Origin of the sequence: Microbacterium sp. cf046 (genome assembly GCF_900114345.1) — a bacterium.
GTDB lineage: Bacteria > Actinomycetota > Actinomycetes > Actinomycetales > Microbacteriaceae > Microbacterium.
The window spans coordinates 1121144-1136366 of record NZ_FOZJ01000002.1 but is presented as its reverse complement, the minus strand read 5'-3'; the positions used below and the strand labels follow the sequence as shown (position 1 = coordinate 1136366).

Sequence of the window (15223 nt, the reverse complement as noted above, 5' to 3'; positions counted from 1 at the left end):
CGCGGTGGTGCGGCATCCCTCGTCATCACGCCGGCTCTCGGAGATCGCCCCCCGGCGTGATCCGCAGGGTCCTCGAAACCCCCGGAACGACCAGGAATCGCGAGGAGGCGCCGTGAGCGACGCGGGCACCCAGCAGGACGAGGCCACCCTCACGATCGGTGATCGGACGGCTCGATTCCCGGTTCTGCGCGGCACGGACGGCACCCCGAGCGTCGACGTCTCGACACTCACGCGGCAGACCGGTCACACGACGCTCGACTACGGGTTCGTCAACACCGCGGCGACGAAGTCCGCAGTGACGTTCATCGACGGCGATCAGGGCATCCTGCGCTACCGCGGCTACCCGATCGAGCAGCTCGCCCAGAACAGCACCTACCTCGAAGTCGCCTGGCTGCTCATCTACGGCGAGCTTCCGACGGCCGACGAGCTCGGTGCGTTCGACGAGCGCATCCGTCACCACACCCTGCTGCACGAGGACCTGAAGCGCTTCTTCTCATCGCTCCCGACCACAGCGCACCCCATGTCCGTGCTCTCGTCGGCGACGGCCGCGCTGTCGACCTATTACGAGAGCGAGTCCGACCCGAACAATCCCGAGCATGTCGAGCTGAACACGATCCGGATGCTCGCGAAGCTGCCGGTGATAGCGGCATACGCGCACAAGAAGAGCATCGGCCAGGCCTTCCTGTATCCCGACAACAAGCTCAGCTTCGTGGACAACTTCCTCAAGCTGAACTTCGGGGTGCTCTCGGAGCTGTACCAGATCGATCCGGTGATGTCGCGTGCGCTCGAGCGCCTGCTGATCCTGCACGAAGATCACGAGCAGAACGCCTCCACGTCGACCGTGCGCCTGGTCGGCTCCACCGGCGCGAACCAGTTCTCGTCCATCTCCGCAGGCATCAACGCCCTGTACGGACCGCTGCACGGCGGTGCGAACGAGGCGGTCCTGGAGATGCTGGCCCGCATCAGCGACTCGGGCGAGAGCGTGCAGCGCTTCGTCGAGCGGGTGAAGAACAAGGAAGACGGCGTGAAGCTCATGGGCTTTGGCCATCGGGTCTACAAGAACTACGACCCGCGCGCCAAGCTCGTCAAGGAGTCCGCCGACGAGGTGCTCACCGCCCTCGGTGTCAGCGACCCGCTTCTGGATCTCGCGAAGGAGCTGGAGCAGCTCGCCCTCGAGGACGACTACTTCAAGGAGCGCCGGCTGTACCCGAACGTCGACTTCTACACCGGCGTCATCTACAAGGCGATGGGCTTTCCCACCCGCATGTTCACCGTGCTGTTCGCGATCGGCCGGCTGCCGGGCTGGCTCGCGCACTGGCGCGAGATGCAGAGCGACCCGCAGACCAAGATCGGGCGTCCGCAGCAGCTGTACGTCGGCGCGACCAAGCGCGACTACCCCGGCGCAGTCTGATCGCGGCGGCGCTCAGCGCCGCAGCTCGTCGACGATCACCGGGAAGGTGTCGCGCCATGCGGTCGCCCCGAAGATGACGTCGAGGTGCCCGTAGCCCGGAAACTCGTGGTGCGCATGGCGACCGGGGGAGAAGGCGTCGAAGTGCTCGAACGAGCGCCGCTGGCCCTCCGCCAGGAAGCAGCGGTTGTCTGCGCCGGCCAGGAACACGAACCTGGCGTCGGTCTTCGGAGCGGCCATGAGATCCGGTGCGATGGACGCCACCTCGCCGGTCGGCACGAGGTGCCCGACCCGCACGCTCTCGCGCATCTGGGCGAAGAAGGTCATCGGGGCACCCGCGAACTCGCCGGTGATCCAGTCGTGGGTCGCCTGATCGATGTTGCGGTGCGCCCACAGGCCCGGGTTGCCGGCTCCGTAGGTGAAGCTCACCATCGCGCAGACCGGGTTGTCGCACTCCGGGTGCGTCCTGACCACGACGCCGCGCAGCATCCGCGAGAAGGAGCCCTCGGTCCGGTATCCCCACTTCGGTGAGAGCGTGGGCGTGTAGCGGCGCACCATGGGCGAGAGGGCCTGGATCTTCAGCGCCGACCAGCGAGGCAGGATCGTGTGCAGCGACACGGCATTGGTCACCACGGTCGTCACCTCGGGCACGAGTCCGGAGATCGCCGAGATCACGAACGACGTGGAGCCCTGGCAGTGCACGAACGCCTTGAGCGTCGATGCGCCGGTGCGGGCGAGGATCAGCCGGACGGCGGACGGGTAGTCGTACGCCGCCGCGTCATCGAGTGTCCACGCGACGGGACGGAGGTCGATCGAGGCGCGCCAGTTCACCATCCAGACATCGAATCCGTCATCGAGGAGGGCATCGACCAGGGTGTTCGCGATCGGCGGGCGGAAGATCTCCGCGCGGACGCCGGCGCCGTGCACGAGCAACACCGGACCACGCGGGGTTCGACCGCCCGCACGGGTCACGTGCAGCATCGTCAGCGGCACGCCGTCGTCGGCCTCGAACGGGATGATCTCCGTCTCCTGGCCCCGCGTGCCGGGGCGCACATACCGCTGCCGTGCGGGCGATGTCGCCGTGCTCATTCCGTTACTCCTCCCGGGCGGCCAGCCCTGCGTAGGCGTCCCACAGCTGGCCCAGGAACAGGCTGCCGAATGCGGCGACCGCCGCGGCGCCGCCGGGACCGGTGGTGCGGAACGTGGTCATCTGCTTGGCGAAATCCAGCGGCTTGATCCTCAGCACGCCGGCCCCCGCGACGCCGGGGTCGCCCACGGGGAGAAGCTCGCCGAGCTCCCCGGTCTCGGGCGGCGGGACGTGGCCGTTGAGGAGCTGCACGTACAGCGTCGTGGTGTCGTCCCACAGGTCGAACCCCGGGTCGTCGTGCACGTCCTTGAAGCCGAGCATCGTGAACGGAGCGCCGGAATCGACCGTCAGCCACAGCCGGTAGATCATCCGGCGCTCGGCCTCGTTGTCGGGCTGCACGAACAGGTTGAACCAGCCTCGTTCCACGGGCACCCGACCCCCGAGGATGTCGGCCTCGACGAATCCGGATGCCGTCCCCGCGTGCGCCGGATCGGACACGAAGCCGTCGATGTCGCTCGTGGAGATCGTGAGCTCGAACATGAACTTCTCGTCGAGGATGCGCGCGTCCTCGTACGCGTCGCGCGGGTCGCTGGCACCGAGCTTGACGAATCCCTTCATCTGCTCCGTGAATCTGACGGTCGTGGTGCTCGGATCGACGGCGGGTGCGGCATCCATCGTGGGTGTCCTCTCGGGACGGGCGGCGCGGTTGGGCGTGCGGGCGCGACGCGGGGTGGGCGTTTCCAGCTGATGCTCGATCGCGCGGTCGGCGAAGGCCGCGATGGTCAGGGACGGATTGGGTCCGGTCGGTCCGGGCATGACCGACCCGTCGAGCACCCAGAGGTCTTCGGCGCCGAAGACCCTGCCCCACTCGTCGACCACGCCTTCGTAGGGGTGCCGCCCCATCGGCGCACCGCCGAGCGGGTGCACGGTGATGACGCGTTTTGCCCACCACAGCGGATTGTCGGCATACTCGGCGCCGAGCTCCGCCGCGATGCGGCCCATCGTCGCGCGCATGTGGTCGAAGTAGTCGATCGAGGTCGCGGTCGTCCAATCGATCTGCAGGAGTCCGTCCTCGAGGTACATCATGCCGTCGGGCAGATCACGACCCATCCCGAGCACCGGCATCGACGACGACGACAGCGACACTTTGCCGATCGCCGACGCGAGGTCCCGCGAGACATTCGACCGCGCCTCGCCGAACAGGCGCGATGCGAGCATCCGCACGGCGACGCGAGAGCTGCGCGAGATGACCGATCGAAGCTGACTGAGCTCCATGAGCCAGTTCAGGAACCCGGGGTAGCCGGCATCCTGCACGTAGTAGCCTCGCCCCTTCGCGTCGGAGTCGTCGCCGTCGACGCGGTCGCCCACGCGGACGGCGCTGGTGATCACCGGACCGCGGCTGCTGACCAGCGAGCGCGCCTTGGCAGTGCGCTCGATGCTCTCCCGCGCATTGAACAGGAAGCCGAGCAGATCACCGTTTCCGCAGAATCGCGTGCCGATCGCCGTGCTCAGACCGGGAATCGAGGCCCTGTTCTTGAGGAGGAGGAACGTGGAGCCGAACGTTCCTGCCGCCAGGATCAGCTGGGTGGCGAAGATGACCTTGTCCTCGCTCGTTCCGGCGAGCGCGTCGTGCACGCGGTAGTGCACCTCCCACGCGCCGTCGACCCGATGGAAGCCCTTGACCTCGTGGAGCGTGCGGATGTCGGCCCCGGCGTGCGCGGCCGCCGAGAGGTAGGTGTGATCGAGGGTGTTCTTCGAGCCGTAGTTGCAGCCGATGTCGCACTCGCCGCAGAGCATGCACGTGAACCGCTCGGATCCGTGGATGTTGCCGTATTCGGCGGTGGGGATCAGACCGATCGACGGACGCCCCTCGCGTTCCGGTCCGAACGAGACCGCGAGCGGAGGCCGCATGGTGCGCAGCCCGGCACGGTGCGCGGCCTCCTCGAACGCCACCGTCTTGGACGTGTCGGTGTACGGGTAGGGGGTCGCCCCCATCATCGCCTCGACGCTGTCGTAGTGCGGGTCGAGGTCCTCGCGGCTGATCGGCCAGTTCTCGTAGCCGCCACCCGGAAGGGGGGAGTCGTGGACGAACCACTCGGGGTCCTTGCGCAGCAGGACGTTCGCGTAGATCAGCGAGCCGCCGCCGAGTCCGCTCGAGACCACACCCTCCAGACCCCGGAAGCTCCAGGTCTCGAACAGGCCGTACAGGTCATCCGAGGGCGACCAGAAGTTCTCGCTGAACTCGCTGGGCGTGCGGGCGAAGCCACCGGGAGGGTACGGCCGCCCGCGCTCCATGAGCACGACGGAGCGGCCGGCGCCGGCGAGTCGATACGCCGATACCGAGCCGCCGAAACCGCTGCCCACGACGAGTGCGTCGACGTGCTCGTCCGTGCGATCCGCTGCCACACCGACCTCCCCCTCGCCGCGACTGGCCGTTCGGTCGAATTATGGCACCGGTGCCGGAGCGGCGATAGCGCGGAGTGCGCGTCGGCTACTTGTCGTCGGCCGCCTCCTCGCGGTCGGCGATCTCGGCGGCATCCTTCTCGCGTTCGCGCTTGCCCTGCTTCGAGGACACCCGCTCCTCCTTGTGCCGCTTCTCGACTTCCTTCGCGTAGTCGGGCACGCTCGCGGTCATGTCACGGGGAGGGCGTTCGTATCCGCCCGAAGGCGGTCGGGGCGGGACGACGACCTCTTCGCGTTCGACGAGCTCGTACGGGACCTGGGAGAGGATGTGCGCGATCGTGTTGATCCGTCCGCGCCGCTTGTCTTCGTTGTCGACCTCCCACCATCTCGCCTCGGGGATGTCGGTGTGGACGAACATCGTGTCCTTCGCCCGCGAGTAGTCCTCCCACTTGGTGATCGAGAGGACGTCGTTCGGGCTCAGCTTCCACCGGCGCATGGGATCGTCTGCGCGGTCGATGAATCGCTTCTCCTGCTCTTCGTCCGACACGCTGAACCAGTACTTGAGCAGGATGATGCCGTCCTCGACCAGCATCCGCTCGAAGATCGGCGCCTGGTGGAGGAACCGGTGGTACTCGGTGGGGGTGCAGTAGCCCATCACGTGCTCGACCCCTGCGCGGTTGTACCAGGAGCGGTCCATCAGCACGATCTCTCCGCCGGCGGGCAGGTGCGGAACGTAGCGCTGGAAGTACCAGCGCGTCTTGTCGCGCTCACCGGGCGCGGGCAGCGCGACGATGTGCGTCACGCGGGGATTGAGATACTCGGCGACGCGCTTGATCGTGGAGCCCTTCCCCGCCGCATCGCGTCCCTCGAAGATGATGACGATCCGCGCGCCGGTCTCCTGGACCCAGGCCTGCATGTCGACGAGTTTCGCCTGCAGCACCATCAACTCGGACTCGTATAGCTTCTTCGCCATCCGTGCGCTCATCAGACTCCTTCGGCCAGCGACGGTCCGCGTGCGTTCGCGGATGCCTCGACCTTACGCGTGCAGCGCGTCGTTGAGGGTGACTCCCGCACCGGCTCGTCGGACCGCCTCGATCGCGCCGGTGAGCGAGTTGCGCCGGAACAGGATGCCGTTCTCACCGGACAGCTCACCGCCCTTCGCGGTGACCCGCGATCCGTCGTGCCGCGGCGGGGCGTCCGCGAGGACGATCTTGGAGCCTGCGGTCACATAGAGCCCTGCCTCGACGATGCAGTCATCGCCCAGTGAGATGCCGACCCCGGCGTTCGCCCCGAGCAGCGTTCGCGCGCCGATCGACACGCGATGCGCGCCGCCGCCCGACAGGGTGCCCATGATCGATGCTCCGCCTCCGATGTCGCTGCCGTCGCCGACGACGACGCCCTGGGAGATGCGCCCTTCGACCATCGAGGCGCCGAGGGTTCCGGCGTTGAAATTGACGAACCCCTCGTGCATCACGGTGGTGCCGGGGGAGAGGTACGCGCCCAGGCGCACCCGCGAGGCGTCGGCGATGCGCACCCCTGGCGGGATGACGTAGTCCAGCAGTCGGGGGAACTTGTCGAGCCCCTGCACCTGGATGCCCTCGCGCGAGAGGAACGGTCGCAGCCTGGCCGCATCATCTGGATGCATCGGCCCTGCGTTGGTCCAGGCGACGTTGGGCAGGTGCGCGAAGATGCCGTCCAGGTCGACCGTGTTCGGCTCGGCCAGTCGGTGCGACAGGACGTGCAGGCGCAGATAGGCGTCCGGGGTGGAGGTCGGCGGCTCATCGAGGTTCGCCTCGACGGTGACGACGTCGAGCGTGACTGCGCGACGCGGGTCCGGCACGGCATGACGGTCCAGCTCGTCGGGCGGCATCGCCGGATCGAGGCCGAGGGGAATGCGTCCAGCCGCCGGAGACGGGAACCACGCGTCCAGGACCGTTCCGTCCTCGGACGTCGTGGCCAGGCCGACACCCCATGCCCACCGTGCGTCGCTCATCCCTCCACGCTACCGAACCGACGCCGGGCCGGCGTGGCGGGTGTCGTCAGTAGACTCGGGGGATGCCGCCGCTGGATCTGACCGCGACCTCTGTCGACCTCTCCCGGACGATCTGCGACATTCCGAGCGAGTCGGGCGACGAGACGGTGCTGGCGGATCTGATCGATGCCGCGATCCGCCCGCTGGCGCATCTCGACGTGTTCCGCGACGGCGACACGATCGTGGCGCGAACCGCTCTCGGCCGACCGCAGCGCGTCGTGATCGCAGGTCACATCGACACGGTGCCGATCAACGCCAACGTGCCCACGCGCGACATCGCCGTCGACGGGGAGCCCTACCTCTGGGGTCGCGGAACCGTCGACATGAAGGCAGGAGTCGCGGTGCAGCTCAAGCTCGCCGCCGAGCTCGCCGACCCCCGGATCGACATCACCTGGATGTGGTACGACCACGAGGAGGTGGATGCCGACCTCAACGGCCTGACCCGCCTCGCCCGCACGCGTCCCGACCTGTTCCAGGGTGACTTCGCCATCCTCGGCGAACCCTCGAACGGTCAGGTCGAGGGCGGGTGCAACGGCAACATGCGGGTGATCGTGCGCACGCACGGCGTCCGGGCCCACAGTGCACGCGCGTGGATCGGGCAGAACGCGATCCACAGCGCCGCCCCGGTGCTCGCGCGCCTCGCCGAGTACCGTCCGCGCGACGTCCCGGTCGACGGGCTCGTCTATCGTGAGGGCCTGAACGCGGTGCGGATCGACGGCGGGGTTGCGGGAAACGTGATCCCCGATCTGTGCGAGGTCGAGGTGAACTACCGCTTCGCGCCGAGCCGCTCCGCCGACGCGGCCGAGCGCCACGTGCGGGATGTCTTCGCCGGCTTCGACGTCGAGGTCGTCGACGTGGCCGTCGGGGCCCGCCCGGGGCTGGACGCGCCGCTCGCCCGGGAATTCGTCGCGGCCGTGGGCGGTGAGGCGCGACCGAAGTACGGGTGGACCGATGTCGCACGGTTCTCGGCGATGGGCGTCCCGGCGGTCAACTACGGTCCGGGCGACCCTCACCTCGCCCACCACGACGAGGAGCGGGTGTCCTTCGCGCAGATCGAGGACGTCGAACGCGGGCTGCGCGCGTGGCTGAGCACGCCCTGATCGACTCCGCCCCGCGCGGCTGGCGGGCGCTTCCGGTCGCATTGCGGATCGGCATCCTGTATTTCGCGGCGCGCGTCGTCACGACCCTCTTCCTGATCCTCGCCACCACCCTTTCCGCGCCGGGTTCGCGGTTCGGGCAGAACGCCACGATCGGGGACTTCATCCTCGGCTGGGATGCGCAGTGGTACTGGTTCATCGCCGTCAACGGCTACCCCGCAGACCTGCCGCTCACCGAGGCCGGGCAAGTCGCCGAGAACGCCTGGGCGTTCATGCCGATCTACCCATATCTCGCCGACATCGTCGGGCTCCCGTTCGGCGCGCTGCCGTGGATGGGAGCGCCCGGATGGGGCGTCGGCGCGCTGCTGGTCTCGCTCGCGGCCGGCTACCTCTCGTGCCTCGTGCTGTACCGGATGCTCAGCATGCGCATCGATGCGACCGCGGCCCTGTGGTCGGTGGTGTTCTTCGCCGCGGGGCCGGTCGCGGCGCTGTTCCATCTCGGCTACGCCGAGTCGCTGTTCCTGCTGTGGCTGTTCCTGGCGATCTGGCTGCTCCAGCGCCGAGAGTTCGGCTGGCTGTACCTGCTCATTCCGCTGATGGGATTCACCCGACCGGGTGTCCTGGCGTTCGCGCTGTTCCTCGGGCTGTACGGGATCTCGCGGTGGGTCATGCGTCGCAGAGATCCGCTTGCGCGACGTGAGGTCGTGCACATCGTCGCGCTGGGGCTGCTCGCGGTCGTCGTCGGCTTCTCCTGGCAGGTGATCGCCGGGATCGTGACAGGGCGTCCGGATGCGTATCTCGCGACCGAGCTCGCATGGCGGCGCGCCTCGATCCCGGGCGACGGCTTCGCGCCGTTCGAAGGCTTCGTCCAGGGAGCAGCGCTCTGGTTCGGCCGGATCTGGGGACTGGGCGAGGTGACCGGATACATCGTGCTCGCGGCATCCGTCGTCGCAGTCGCAGCCCTTCTGCTCTTCGAACCGCACGTGAAGCGGCTCGGGATCGAGGTGCGGCTCTGGGTGGCGAGCTATCTCATCTACCTGCTTGCGGTGTTCTTCCCGCAGTCGAGCATCTTCCGTCTTCTGGTACCGGTGTCCCCGCTGTGGGGCGCCGTCGCCCAGCCCAAATCGATCGTGTACCGGCTGAGCGTGCTCGCCCTGTGCCTGATCGGCCAGTGGTGGTGGATCTACAACATGTACTCGCTTGCGAATACGGCGTTCTGGACCATTCCCTGACGGGATATCCGAGCAACCGACGACGCAGCCGTCCGCGGATTATCCCCTGTCGTGGCAGCGGGATAAACTTGACAGGCAGACCACGACGAAAGGGAGCCACGATGGCAGCCATGAAGCCGAGAACCGGAGACGGGCCGATGGAGGCCGTGAAGGAGGGTCGACTCATCATCGTGCGTGTACCGCTCGAGGGTGGGGGACGCCTCGTCGTCTCGGTGAACGACGCTGAGGCCAAGGAGCTCTACGACGTGCTCGGCGGCGTTGTGAACGCCGCCTGATCACACCTCACGAGAACGGCCGGTCGAATGACCGGCCGTTTCGCGTTTCCGCGATGCATATATGCCGCGATGGTCAGTCGGCGAGCGTGGTGGTCAGCTGCAGGAGTCCCTCGCCGACGATGGACAGCGCCCCGATCACGGCCGGCGAGGCCTGCGTCTCCTGGATGAGCGATCGATACGCGGCGGTCACCGGATCACGGCGCACCGGGTCGGCGACGGCACCGTGGCCGAGCACCCGCGGCACCAGGACGGTGCCTCCCGCCCGGACGAGCCGCAGACCGTGCTCGACGTACTCGATGACCCCCTCGGGATCGGCGTCGACGAGGACGATGTCGTAGGACGCCTCGTTCATCCGGGGGAGCACCTCGGCTGCCCGTCCGGTGATGAACCGCGCTCGCGCAGGCGGGATCTTCGCGTCCGCGAAGGCCTTGCGCGCCGCACCGAGATGCTCGGGCTCGCTGTCGATCGTCGTGAGGGTCGCCCGCGGGGACCCGTAGAGCAGCCAGAGCCCCGAGACGCCGGCACCCGTGCCGATCTCGACGATGTTCAGGGCCTGGGATGCTGCGGCGATGACCGCGCACTGCGCTCCGACGGGAGGGCTGATCGGTGCGGCGCCGAGCTCGAGAGCATGAGCCCGGGCTCGCGAGATGTGGTCCGGCTCGATCGTCGCCTCGGCGGCGAAGCGGTGGTTCGCGTCGTGTTCGCCCATCGGTGCTCCTTCGCGGCAAGCCTACGGGGCCCGGCGGCGCCGAACCCTCAGGCGCGGCGGTAACCTGAATGCATGTTCTTCGGGCTCACGATCGAGAAGCTTCTGCTGATCGGACTGGTCGCCGGGCTCCTCATCGGACCCGAGCGGCTGCCCCGCTATGTCGAGAGTCTGACCAAGTGGGCCAAACGCGCACGGGAGTACGTCACCACCGCGAAGACGCGGGTGAAGGACGAGATGGGCTCCGACTTCGACGACGTCGACTGGCGCACGCTGGACCCGCGCCAGTACGACCCGCGCCGGATCATCCGCGAGGCGCTGCTGGACGACGCTCCGGTCCCGACCGTGCGGGCCGCGAGCGCGGCTGCCGCGGTGACGACTGCTGCCGCCTTCACGAAGCCGGTGAGCCCCGGCGCTCCGTTCACCGCGGACGATCCGCCGCCGTTCGACAGCGAAGCGACCTAGGACGCGCCCGTGCCGTTCGTCCGGAACGGCAGGGAGCGACCCGCGAGCCCTCGCGGCTCGGCCGCCAGGATCTCGGCGAGCCGCATGATCGCGACGGCGGCCGGATCTTCGGGGTGCGCCACCACGAGGGGCGTTCCCGCGTCGCCATCGGAGCGCAGACGGGTGCTCAGCGGGATGGATCCCAGCAGCGGCACGCGCTCGGCGCCGTCGGAGAGCGCGTCCGCCACGTCGGCGCCTCCTCCGGCGCCGAACAGCTCGAGGGTGGTGCCGTCGGGAAGCGTCATGGCACCCATGTTCTCGATGACCCCCGCGACGCGCTGACCGGTCTGGCGCGCCACCAGGCCGCTGCGGACGGCGACATCGGACGCCGCGGACTGCGGAGTGGTCACCACGACGACATCGGCGTTGGGCAGAAGCTGGCCGACCGAGATCGCGATGTCGCCGGTGCCCGGAGGCATGTCGAGCAGCAGCACGTCGAGGTCGCCGAAGTACACATCGGTGAGGAACTGCTGCACGGTGCGATGGAGCATCGGGCCGCGCCAGGCCACCGCGCCGACGGGGGCATCGCCGTTCGCGCGGCGCAGGAACATCCCGATCGAGATGACCTTCACGCCGTAGGCGACCGGCGGCAGCATGAGCTCGTCGATGCGGGTGGGCTGCGGGACGTTTCCGTCGGCATCCACCAGCCCGAGCAGCCCGGGGATCGAGAAGCCGTGCACATCGGCATCCACGAGTCCGACCGCGAGGCCGCGGGCGGCCAGCGCCACGGCGAGGTTCGCGGTGACCGTCGACTTGCCGACACCGCCCTTGCCGCTGGTCACCGCGATCACCCGGGTGAGCGAGCCGGGGCCGAACGGCATCTCCCGCGCCGCGCGGCCGCCGCGAAGACGCTCGGTCAGCTCCCGCCGCTCTGCGGGCGACATCACGCCGACATCGAGCGCGACATCCGTCACGCCGGGGACGGATGCCGCCGCCGCGCGGACGTCGGCGGAGATCCGGTCCGCCGCCGGGCAGCCGACGATCGTCAGGACGATCCCGACCGAGGCCAGGCCGTCCGTGATCGAGATGTCCCGCACCATGCCGAGTTCTGCGATCGGTCGTCGCAGCTCGGGGTCGATGACGGCGCCGACCGCACGCCGGACGCCGTCGCCCGCATCAGAGGTCACGAGTCAGCGCTGTCCTTCTCGCCGCTGCGTGCGGCACCCGCCGACCGCTCGTCGAGCTGCTCGAGCAGCGCCTTGATCTCCGCGCGGAGCACATCCTTGGTCACGACGTCCTCGGAGACGTCAGTGACGACCATGCGCAGCGCGACGATCTCGCGTGCCAGGTACTCGGTGTCGGCGAGATTGCGCTCGGCGCGCTGACGATCCTGCTCGATCTGCACCCGGTCGCGGTCGTCCTGCCGGTTCTGGGCGAGCAGGATGAGGGGTGCGGCATAGGACGCCTGCAGCGAAAGGATGAGCGTCAGCAGCGTGAAGTTCGTCGCCCTCGGATCGAACTGCAGGGGCACGGGGGCGAACGTGTTCCACAGCAGCCAGACCGCCACGAAGACGGTCATGCCGATCAGGAATCCGGAGGTCCCCATGCCGCGTGCGAACGCCTCGGAGAACCGCCCGAACCGGTCGCGGGAAGGCTGCGGGTTGCGGCTGAGCATCCCCGTCCGGCCGCGAGGCGCATCCAGTGAGGGCTGGCGGGAGGTCCGTGCCATCATCAGCGCCTCCTCCCGGCGCCGGAGGCGTTCCCCCTGGGCATGGGGCTTGCGGTCGTCACCGGAACTGCCGGCGTGCGCGGCTCGTCGTCACCGCCGTACGATCGCCAGTCATCGGGCAGGAGGTAGTCGAGCACGTCGTCGACGCTGACGGCGCCGACGAGGCGACGCGCCTTGTCGACCACCGGCAGCGAGACGAGGTTGTAGCTGGCGAGCATGCGGGCGACCTCGGCGGCGGACGCCGTCGCGGGCACCGGGTCGAGCGTGTCGTCGATGATCGCGCCGAGCCGCTCATGCGGCGGGTAGCGCAGCATCCGCTGGAAGTGCACCGTCCCGAGGAGGCGCCCGGTGGGGGTCTCGTACGGCGGCAGGGTGATGAAGACGGATGCTGCGAGGGCGGGGTGCAGCTCGTGGCGGCGGATCAGCGCGAGCGCCTCGGCCACGGTCGCATCGGCCGACAGGACGATCGGCTCGCTCGTCATCAGACCGCCCGCCGTGTCGGGGCCGTACTGCAGCAGCGCGCGGACGTCCTCGGCCTCTTCGGGCTCCATCAGGTCCAGCAGCTGCTCCGAGCGGGCGTCGGGCAGCTGTCCGAGCAGGTCGGCCGCGTCGTCCGGCTCCATGGCGTCCAGGATGTCGGCGGCGCGCTCGTCGCCGAGCTGCTCCAGGATGTGCACCTGCTCGTCTTCGGGCATCTCCTCCAGCGCGTCGGCGAGCCGCTCGTCGGAGAGCTCCTCGGCGACCTCGATCATGCGTTCGTCGGAGAGGTCGAGCAGGCTGTTGGCCAGATCGGCCGGCTTCAGGTCGGCGAAGGTCGCGACCAGCTGCTCGGCGGACTGCGCCTCGCCCGGCACCTGCTGCTCCTGCACCTCAGACCAGTTCGCGAACGTCGTCGGCCCTTTCGCGAACGGCGAAGCGCTGGTGCGCGGCCGCCGCAGGAACAGCTGTCCGACGTCCCACTCGCCGAGCCGGTTCCGCTCGATCGCGACGTCTTCGATCACGGCAGTGCCGGAACCGTCGGCGAGGAAGACCCGGCGGCCGACGAGTTCGGCCATCACGCGCACCTCGCCGCCGCGCTGCTGGAATCGGCGCACGTTGATGAGGCCCGTGGTGATGACCTGGCCGGTCGCGATCGAGGTCACGCGGCCGATCGAGACGAACACGTGACGGCGGCCCGGAATCTCCACGACCAGGCCCACCACGCGGGGCGGATCGTCCTTCCGGTAGATCACGACCACGTCGCGGACCTTGCCGAGCCGGTCGCCGGCGGGGTCGAAGACCGAGCACCCCGACAGGCGTGCGACGAAGACCCTCTGCGTGCTCACGCGTTCCAGCGTAGACCGGAGTGCGACCCGCGACGCGGACCTGCGCACCTGGAAGGGCGCGAGCGGGGCGGGTGCGAGAATGGAGCAATGAGCATGAACGGCGGCAGGTTCCCGCAGAGCGTGGAAGACCTCGGTCAGACCGTGGCGAGCTTTCCGACCTATGAGGCGGCGCAGAAGGCCGTCTCGACGCTGATCGCCGCCGAAGTGCCGGCGCGCGACATCGCGATCGTGGGGCAGGGACTCCGGTCGATCGAGCGCGTCACCGGTCGACTCGGATACGCCACGGCGGCGCGCTCGGGCGCGATCAACGGCGTGCTCCTCGGGCTGCTGTTCAGCGCGATCCTCGTGATCGGGACGCCGTCCGTGCCGATCCAGGCATTCGTCGGCGTGATCTTCGTCGGCATCGCGCTCGGCATGCTCCTGAGCATCATCACCTACTCGTTCGTGCGCCGCCGCCGCGACTTCGCATCCGTGATGCAGGTCGTGGCCGACCACTACGAGCTGACCATCGCGACCGACAGCGTCCAGCGCGCTCGACAGGTGCTGGGTCGTCCGGGTGCAGTGCCGGATCGCCCGGCAGCTCCGGTCGCGTCGACCACGGTGACCGCACCCCCGGCGGCGACGCCGGATGCGGGGGCCGAGCCTCCACGCTACGGCGAGCGGGTGGCGGCGTCCTCCCCAGCCGTCACGGAGTCGGACGCACCGGCCGTCACGGAGCCGGAGACGCCGGCCGGGCCGGCGGACGAGCAGTCGCCCGACGGCGCGGACGAGGGCGACGGCGCCGAGCAGCCGAAGCAGTGACCGCGGTGGAGACGGAGGATCGCTTCTCGGTCGCCCTGCCGTCCGGGCCCGTCGAGGTCTCCGCCGACTACAGCAGTCCGAACGGCGCATGGGCGACGGTCGCGATCGCGCACGGCGCCGGCGCGGGCTTCCGGCATCCGTTCCTGGTCGGGTTCGCGCGCGCGATGCGCGACGAGGGCGTCGCGACGCTCCGCTTCAACTTCCCGTACCTGCAGGCCGGGCGACGGATGCCGGGCCCGGCGACGCATGCCATCGCGACGTGGACCGCGGCGATGGCTTTCGCGGCATCCCGCGGCGTCGAAGGCCCGATCTGGGCGTCCGGCAAGTCCTACGGCGGGCGGATGGCCTCGATGGCCGCTGCGGAGGGCGCGATCAGTCCGGCCGGACTGGTCTATCTCGGATATCCGCTGCATCCGCCGGGCGATCCGTCGAAGGCACGCGTCGCGCACCTGCCGTCGGTCCCGCAGCCGCAGCTGTTCGTCGAAGGCACGAACGATCCGTTCATCGACCCGCACTCGCAGCTCGAGGAGGCGGTGTCCTCGTGCCAGGACGCCACCGTCGCTTGGATCGAAGGCGGCGGGCACTCGTTCGAGGTCAAGGGCCGCAAGCGTCCGGCCGACGAGGTCGCGGCAGGGCTGGCGCCGCTCGTCGCGACCTTCCTCCGCGAACGAGCGTGATCGATGG

15 protein-coding genes are annotated in these 15223 nt (G+C 69.2%); 7 read left to right on the top strand and 8 right to left on the bottom strand.

What is annotated here, in order from left to right; genetic code table 11:
- Positions 1-112: 112 nt before the first annotated feature.
- Positions 113-1411 (top strand): citrate synthase, encoded by a 1299-nt coding sequence (locus BM349_RS11675; RefSeq protein WP_091706995.1) that lies wholly within the window; start codon positions 113-115, stop codon positions 1409-1411.
- 12 nt (positions 1412-1423) lie between these two features.
- On the opposite strand, the gene BM349_RS11670 is transcribed toward BM349_RS11675, so the two are convergent.
- The 4 genes from BM349_RS11670 to dapD form a co-directional block, all read right to left on the bottom strand.
- On the bottom strand, positions 1424-2497 hold the full coding sequence (locus tag BM349_RS11670) for an alpha/beta hydrolase (RefSeq protein ID WP_254773842.1): 1074 nt from the start codon (positions 2495-2497) through the stop codon (positions 1424-1426).
- 4 nt (positions 2498-2501) lie between these two features.
- The gene (locus BM349_RS11665; RefSeq protein ID WP_091706994.1) at positions 2502-4901 is read right to left on the bottom strand and encodes a GMC family oxidoreductase; all 2400 of its coding nucleotides are present in this window, start codon (positions 4899-4901) and stop codon (positions 2502-2504) included.
- Between the two features lie 85 nt (positions 4902-4986).
- Complete coding sequence (gene ppk2 / locus BM349_RS11660; protein ID WP_254773841.1) at positions 4987-5883, bottom strand: polyphosphate kinase 2; 897 nt, start codon at positions 5881-5883, stop codon at positions 4987-4989.
- A gap of 51 nt (positions 5884-5934) precedes the next feature.
- On the bottom strand, positions 5935-6891 hold the full coding sequence (gene dapD / locus BM349_RS11655; protein WP_091706992.1) for a 2,3,4,5-tetrahydropyridine-2,6-dicarboxylate N-succinyltransferase: 957 nt from the start codon (positions 6889-6891) through the stop codon (positions 5935-5937).
- Between the two features lie 62 nt (positions 6892-6953).
- Between dapD and dapE the strand changes: the two genes are divergently transcribed.
- The 3 genes from dapE (at position 6954) to BM349_RS11640 (ending at position 9534) form a co-directional block, all read left to right on the top strand.
- On the top strand, positions 6954-8030 hold the full coding sequence (gene dapE, locus BM349_RS11650) for a succinyl-diaminopimelate desuccinylase (protein WP_091706991.1): 1077 nt from the start codon (positions 6954-6956) through the stop codon (positions 8028-8030).
- On the top strand, positions 8012-9259 hold the full coding sequence (locus tag BM349_RS11645) for a hypothetical protein (protein ID WP_091706990.1): 1248 nt from the start codon (positions 8012-8014) through the stop codon (positions 9257-9259). The genes dapE and BM349_RS11645 overlap by 19 nt, the downstream gene beginning before the upstream one ends.
- Before the next feature lie 101 nt (positions 9260-9360).
- Positions 9361-9534 (top strand): DUF3117 domain-containing protein, encoded by a 174-nt coding sequence (locus BM349_RS11640; RefSeq protein ID WP_019179788.1) that lies wholly within the window; start codon positions 9361-9363, stop codon positions 9532-9534.
- Between the two features lie 73 nt (positions 9535-9607).
- Here the strand turns inward: BM349_RS11640 and BM349_RS11635 are convergent, their stop codons facing one another.
- On the bottom strand, positions 9608-10243 hold the full coding sequence (locus BM349_RS11635; RefSeq protein WP_091706989.1) for an O-methyltransferase: 636 nt from the start codon (positions 10241-10243) through the stop codon (positions 9608-9610).
- 72 nt (positions 10244-10315) lie between these two features.
- Between BM349_RS11635 and BM349_RS11630 the strand changes: the two genes are divergently transcribed.
- A complete protein-coding gene (locus BM349_RS11630) occupies positions 10316-10705 on the top strand; it encodes a twin-arginine translocase TatA/TatE family subunit (RefSeq protein ID WP_091706988.1) in 390 nt (129 codons plus the stop codon).
- Here BM349_RS11630 and BM349_RS11625 read toward each other — a convergent pair.
- From BM349_RS11625 to BM349_RS11615, 3 genes are read right to left on the bottom strand one after another with little or no spacing between them, the layout of a single operon-like run.
- On the bottom strand, positions 10702-11871 hold the full coding sequence (locus tag BM349_RS11625; RefSeq protein ID WP_091706987.1) for an Mrp/NBP35 family ATP-binding protein: 1170 nt from the start codon (positions 11869-11871) through the stop codon (positions 10702-10704). The genes BM349_RS11630 and BM349_RS11625 overlap by 4 nt on opposite strands.
- Entirely contained in the window at positions 11868-12413 is a 546-nt protein-coding gene (locus tag BM349_RS11620; protein WP_091707275.1) for a DUF1003 domain-containing protein, read from the bottom strand. The genes BM349_RS11625 and BM349_RS11620 overlap by 4 nt, the downstream gene beginning before the upstream one ends.
- A 2-nt stretch (positions 12414-12415) precedes the next feature.
- Positions 12416-13738, bottom strand: coding sequence for a magnesium transporter MgtE N-terminal domain-containing protein (locus BM349_RS11615; protein ID WP_091706986.1), 1323 nt, complete (start codon positions 13736-13738; stop codon positions 12416-12418).
- An 87-nt stretch (positions 13739-13825) separates the two neighbouring features.
- Between BM349_RS11615 and BM349_RS11610 the strand changes: the two genes are divergently transcribed.
- The gene (locus tag BM349_RS11610; RefSeq protein ID WP_091706985.1) at positions 13826-14539 is read left to right on the top strand and encodes a YflT domain-containing protein; all 714 of its coding nucleotides are present in this window, start codon (positions 13826-13828) and stop codon (positions 14537-14539) included.
- Positions 14536-15216 carry an alpha/beta hydrolase family protein gene (locus BM349_RS11605; RefSeq protein WP_254773840.1) on the top strand — a complete coding sequence of 227 codons (681 nt, stop codon included), beginning with the start codon at positions 14536-14538 and terminating at the stop codon, positions 15214-15216. The genes BM349_RS11610 and BM349_RS11605 overlap by 4 nt, the downstream gene beginning before the upstream one ends.
- Positions 15217-15223 lie beyond the last annotated feature (7 nt).

Coding starts and splice junctions, on each gene's coding strand:
- BM349_RS11670 (WP_254773842.1), bottom strand. CDS start 2,497: ATGAGCACGGCGACATCGCCCGCACGGCAGCGGTATGTGCGCCCCGGC.
- ppk2 (WP_254773841.1), bottom strand. CDS start 5,883: ATGAGCGCACGGATGGCGAAGAAGCTATACGAGTCCGAGTTGATGGTG.
- dapD (WP_091706992.1), bottom strand. CDS start 6,891: ATGAGCGACGCACGGTGGGCATGGGGTGTCGGCCTGGCCACGACGTCC.
- dapE (WP_091706991.1), top strand. CDS start 6,954: ATGCCGCCGCTGGATCTGACCGCGACCTCTGTCGACCTCTCCCGGACG.
- BM349_RS11640 (WP_019179788.1), top strand. CDS start 9,361: ATGGCAGCCATGAAGCCGAGAACCGGAGACGGGCCGATGGAGGCCGTG.
- BM349_RS11635 (WP_091706989.1), bottom strand. CDS start 10,243: ATGGGCGAACACGACGCGAACCACCGCTTCGCCGCCGAGGCGACGATC.
- BM349_RS11630 (WP_091706988.1), top strand. CDS start 10,316: ATGTTCTTCGGGCTCACGATCGAGAAGCTTCTGCTGATCGGACTGGTC.
- BM349_RS11620 (WP_091707275.1), bottom strand. CDS start 12,413: ATGGCACGGACCTCCCGCCAGCCCTCACTGGATGCGCCTCGCGGCCGG.
- BM349_RS11610 (WP_091706985.1), top strand. CDS start 13,826: ATGAGCATGAACGGCGGCAGGTTCCCGCAGAGCGTGGAAGACCTCGGT.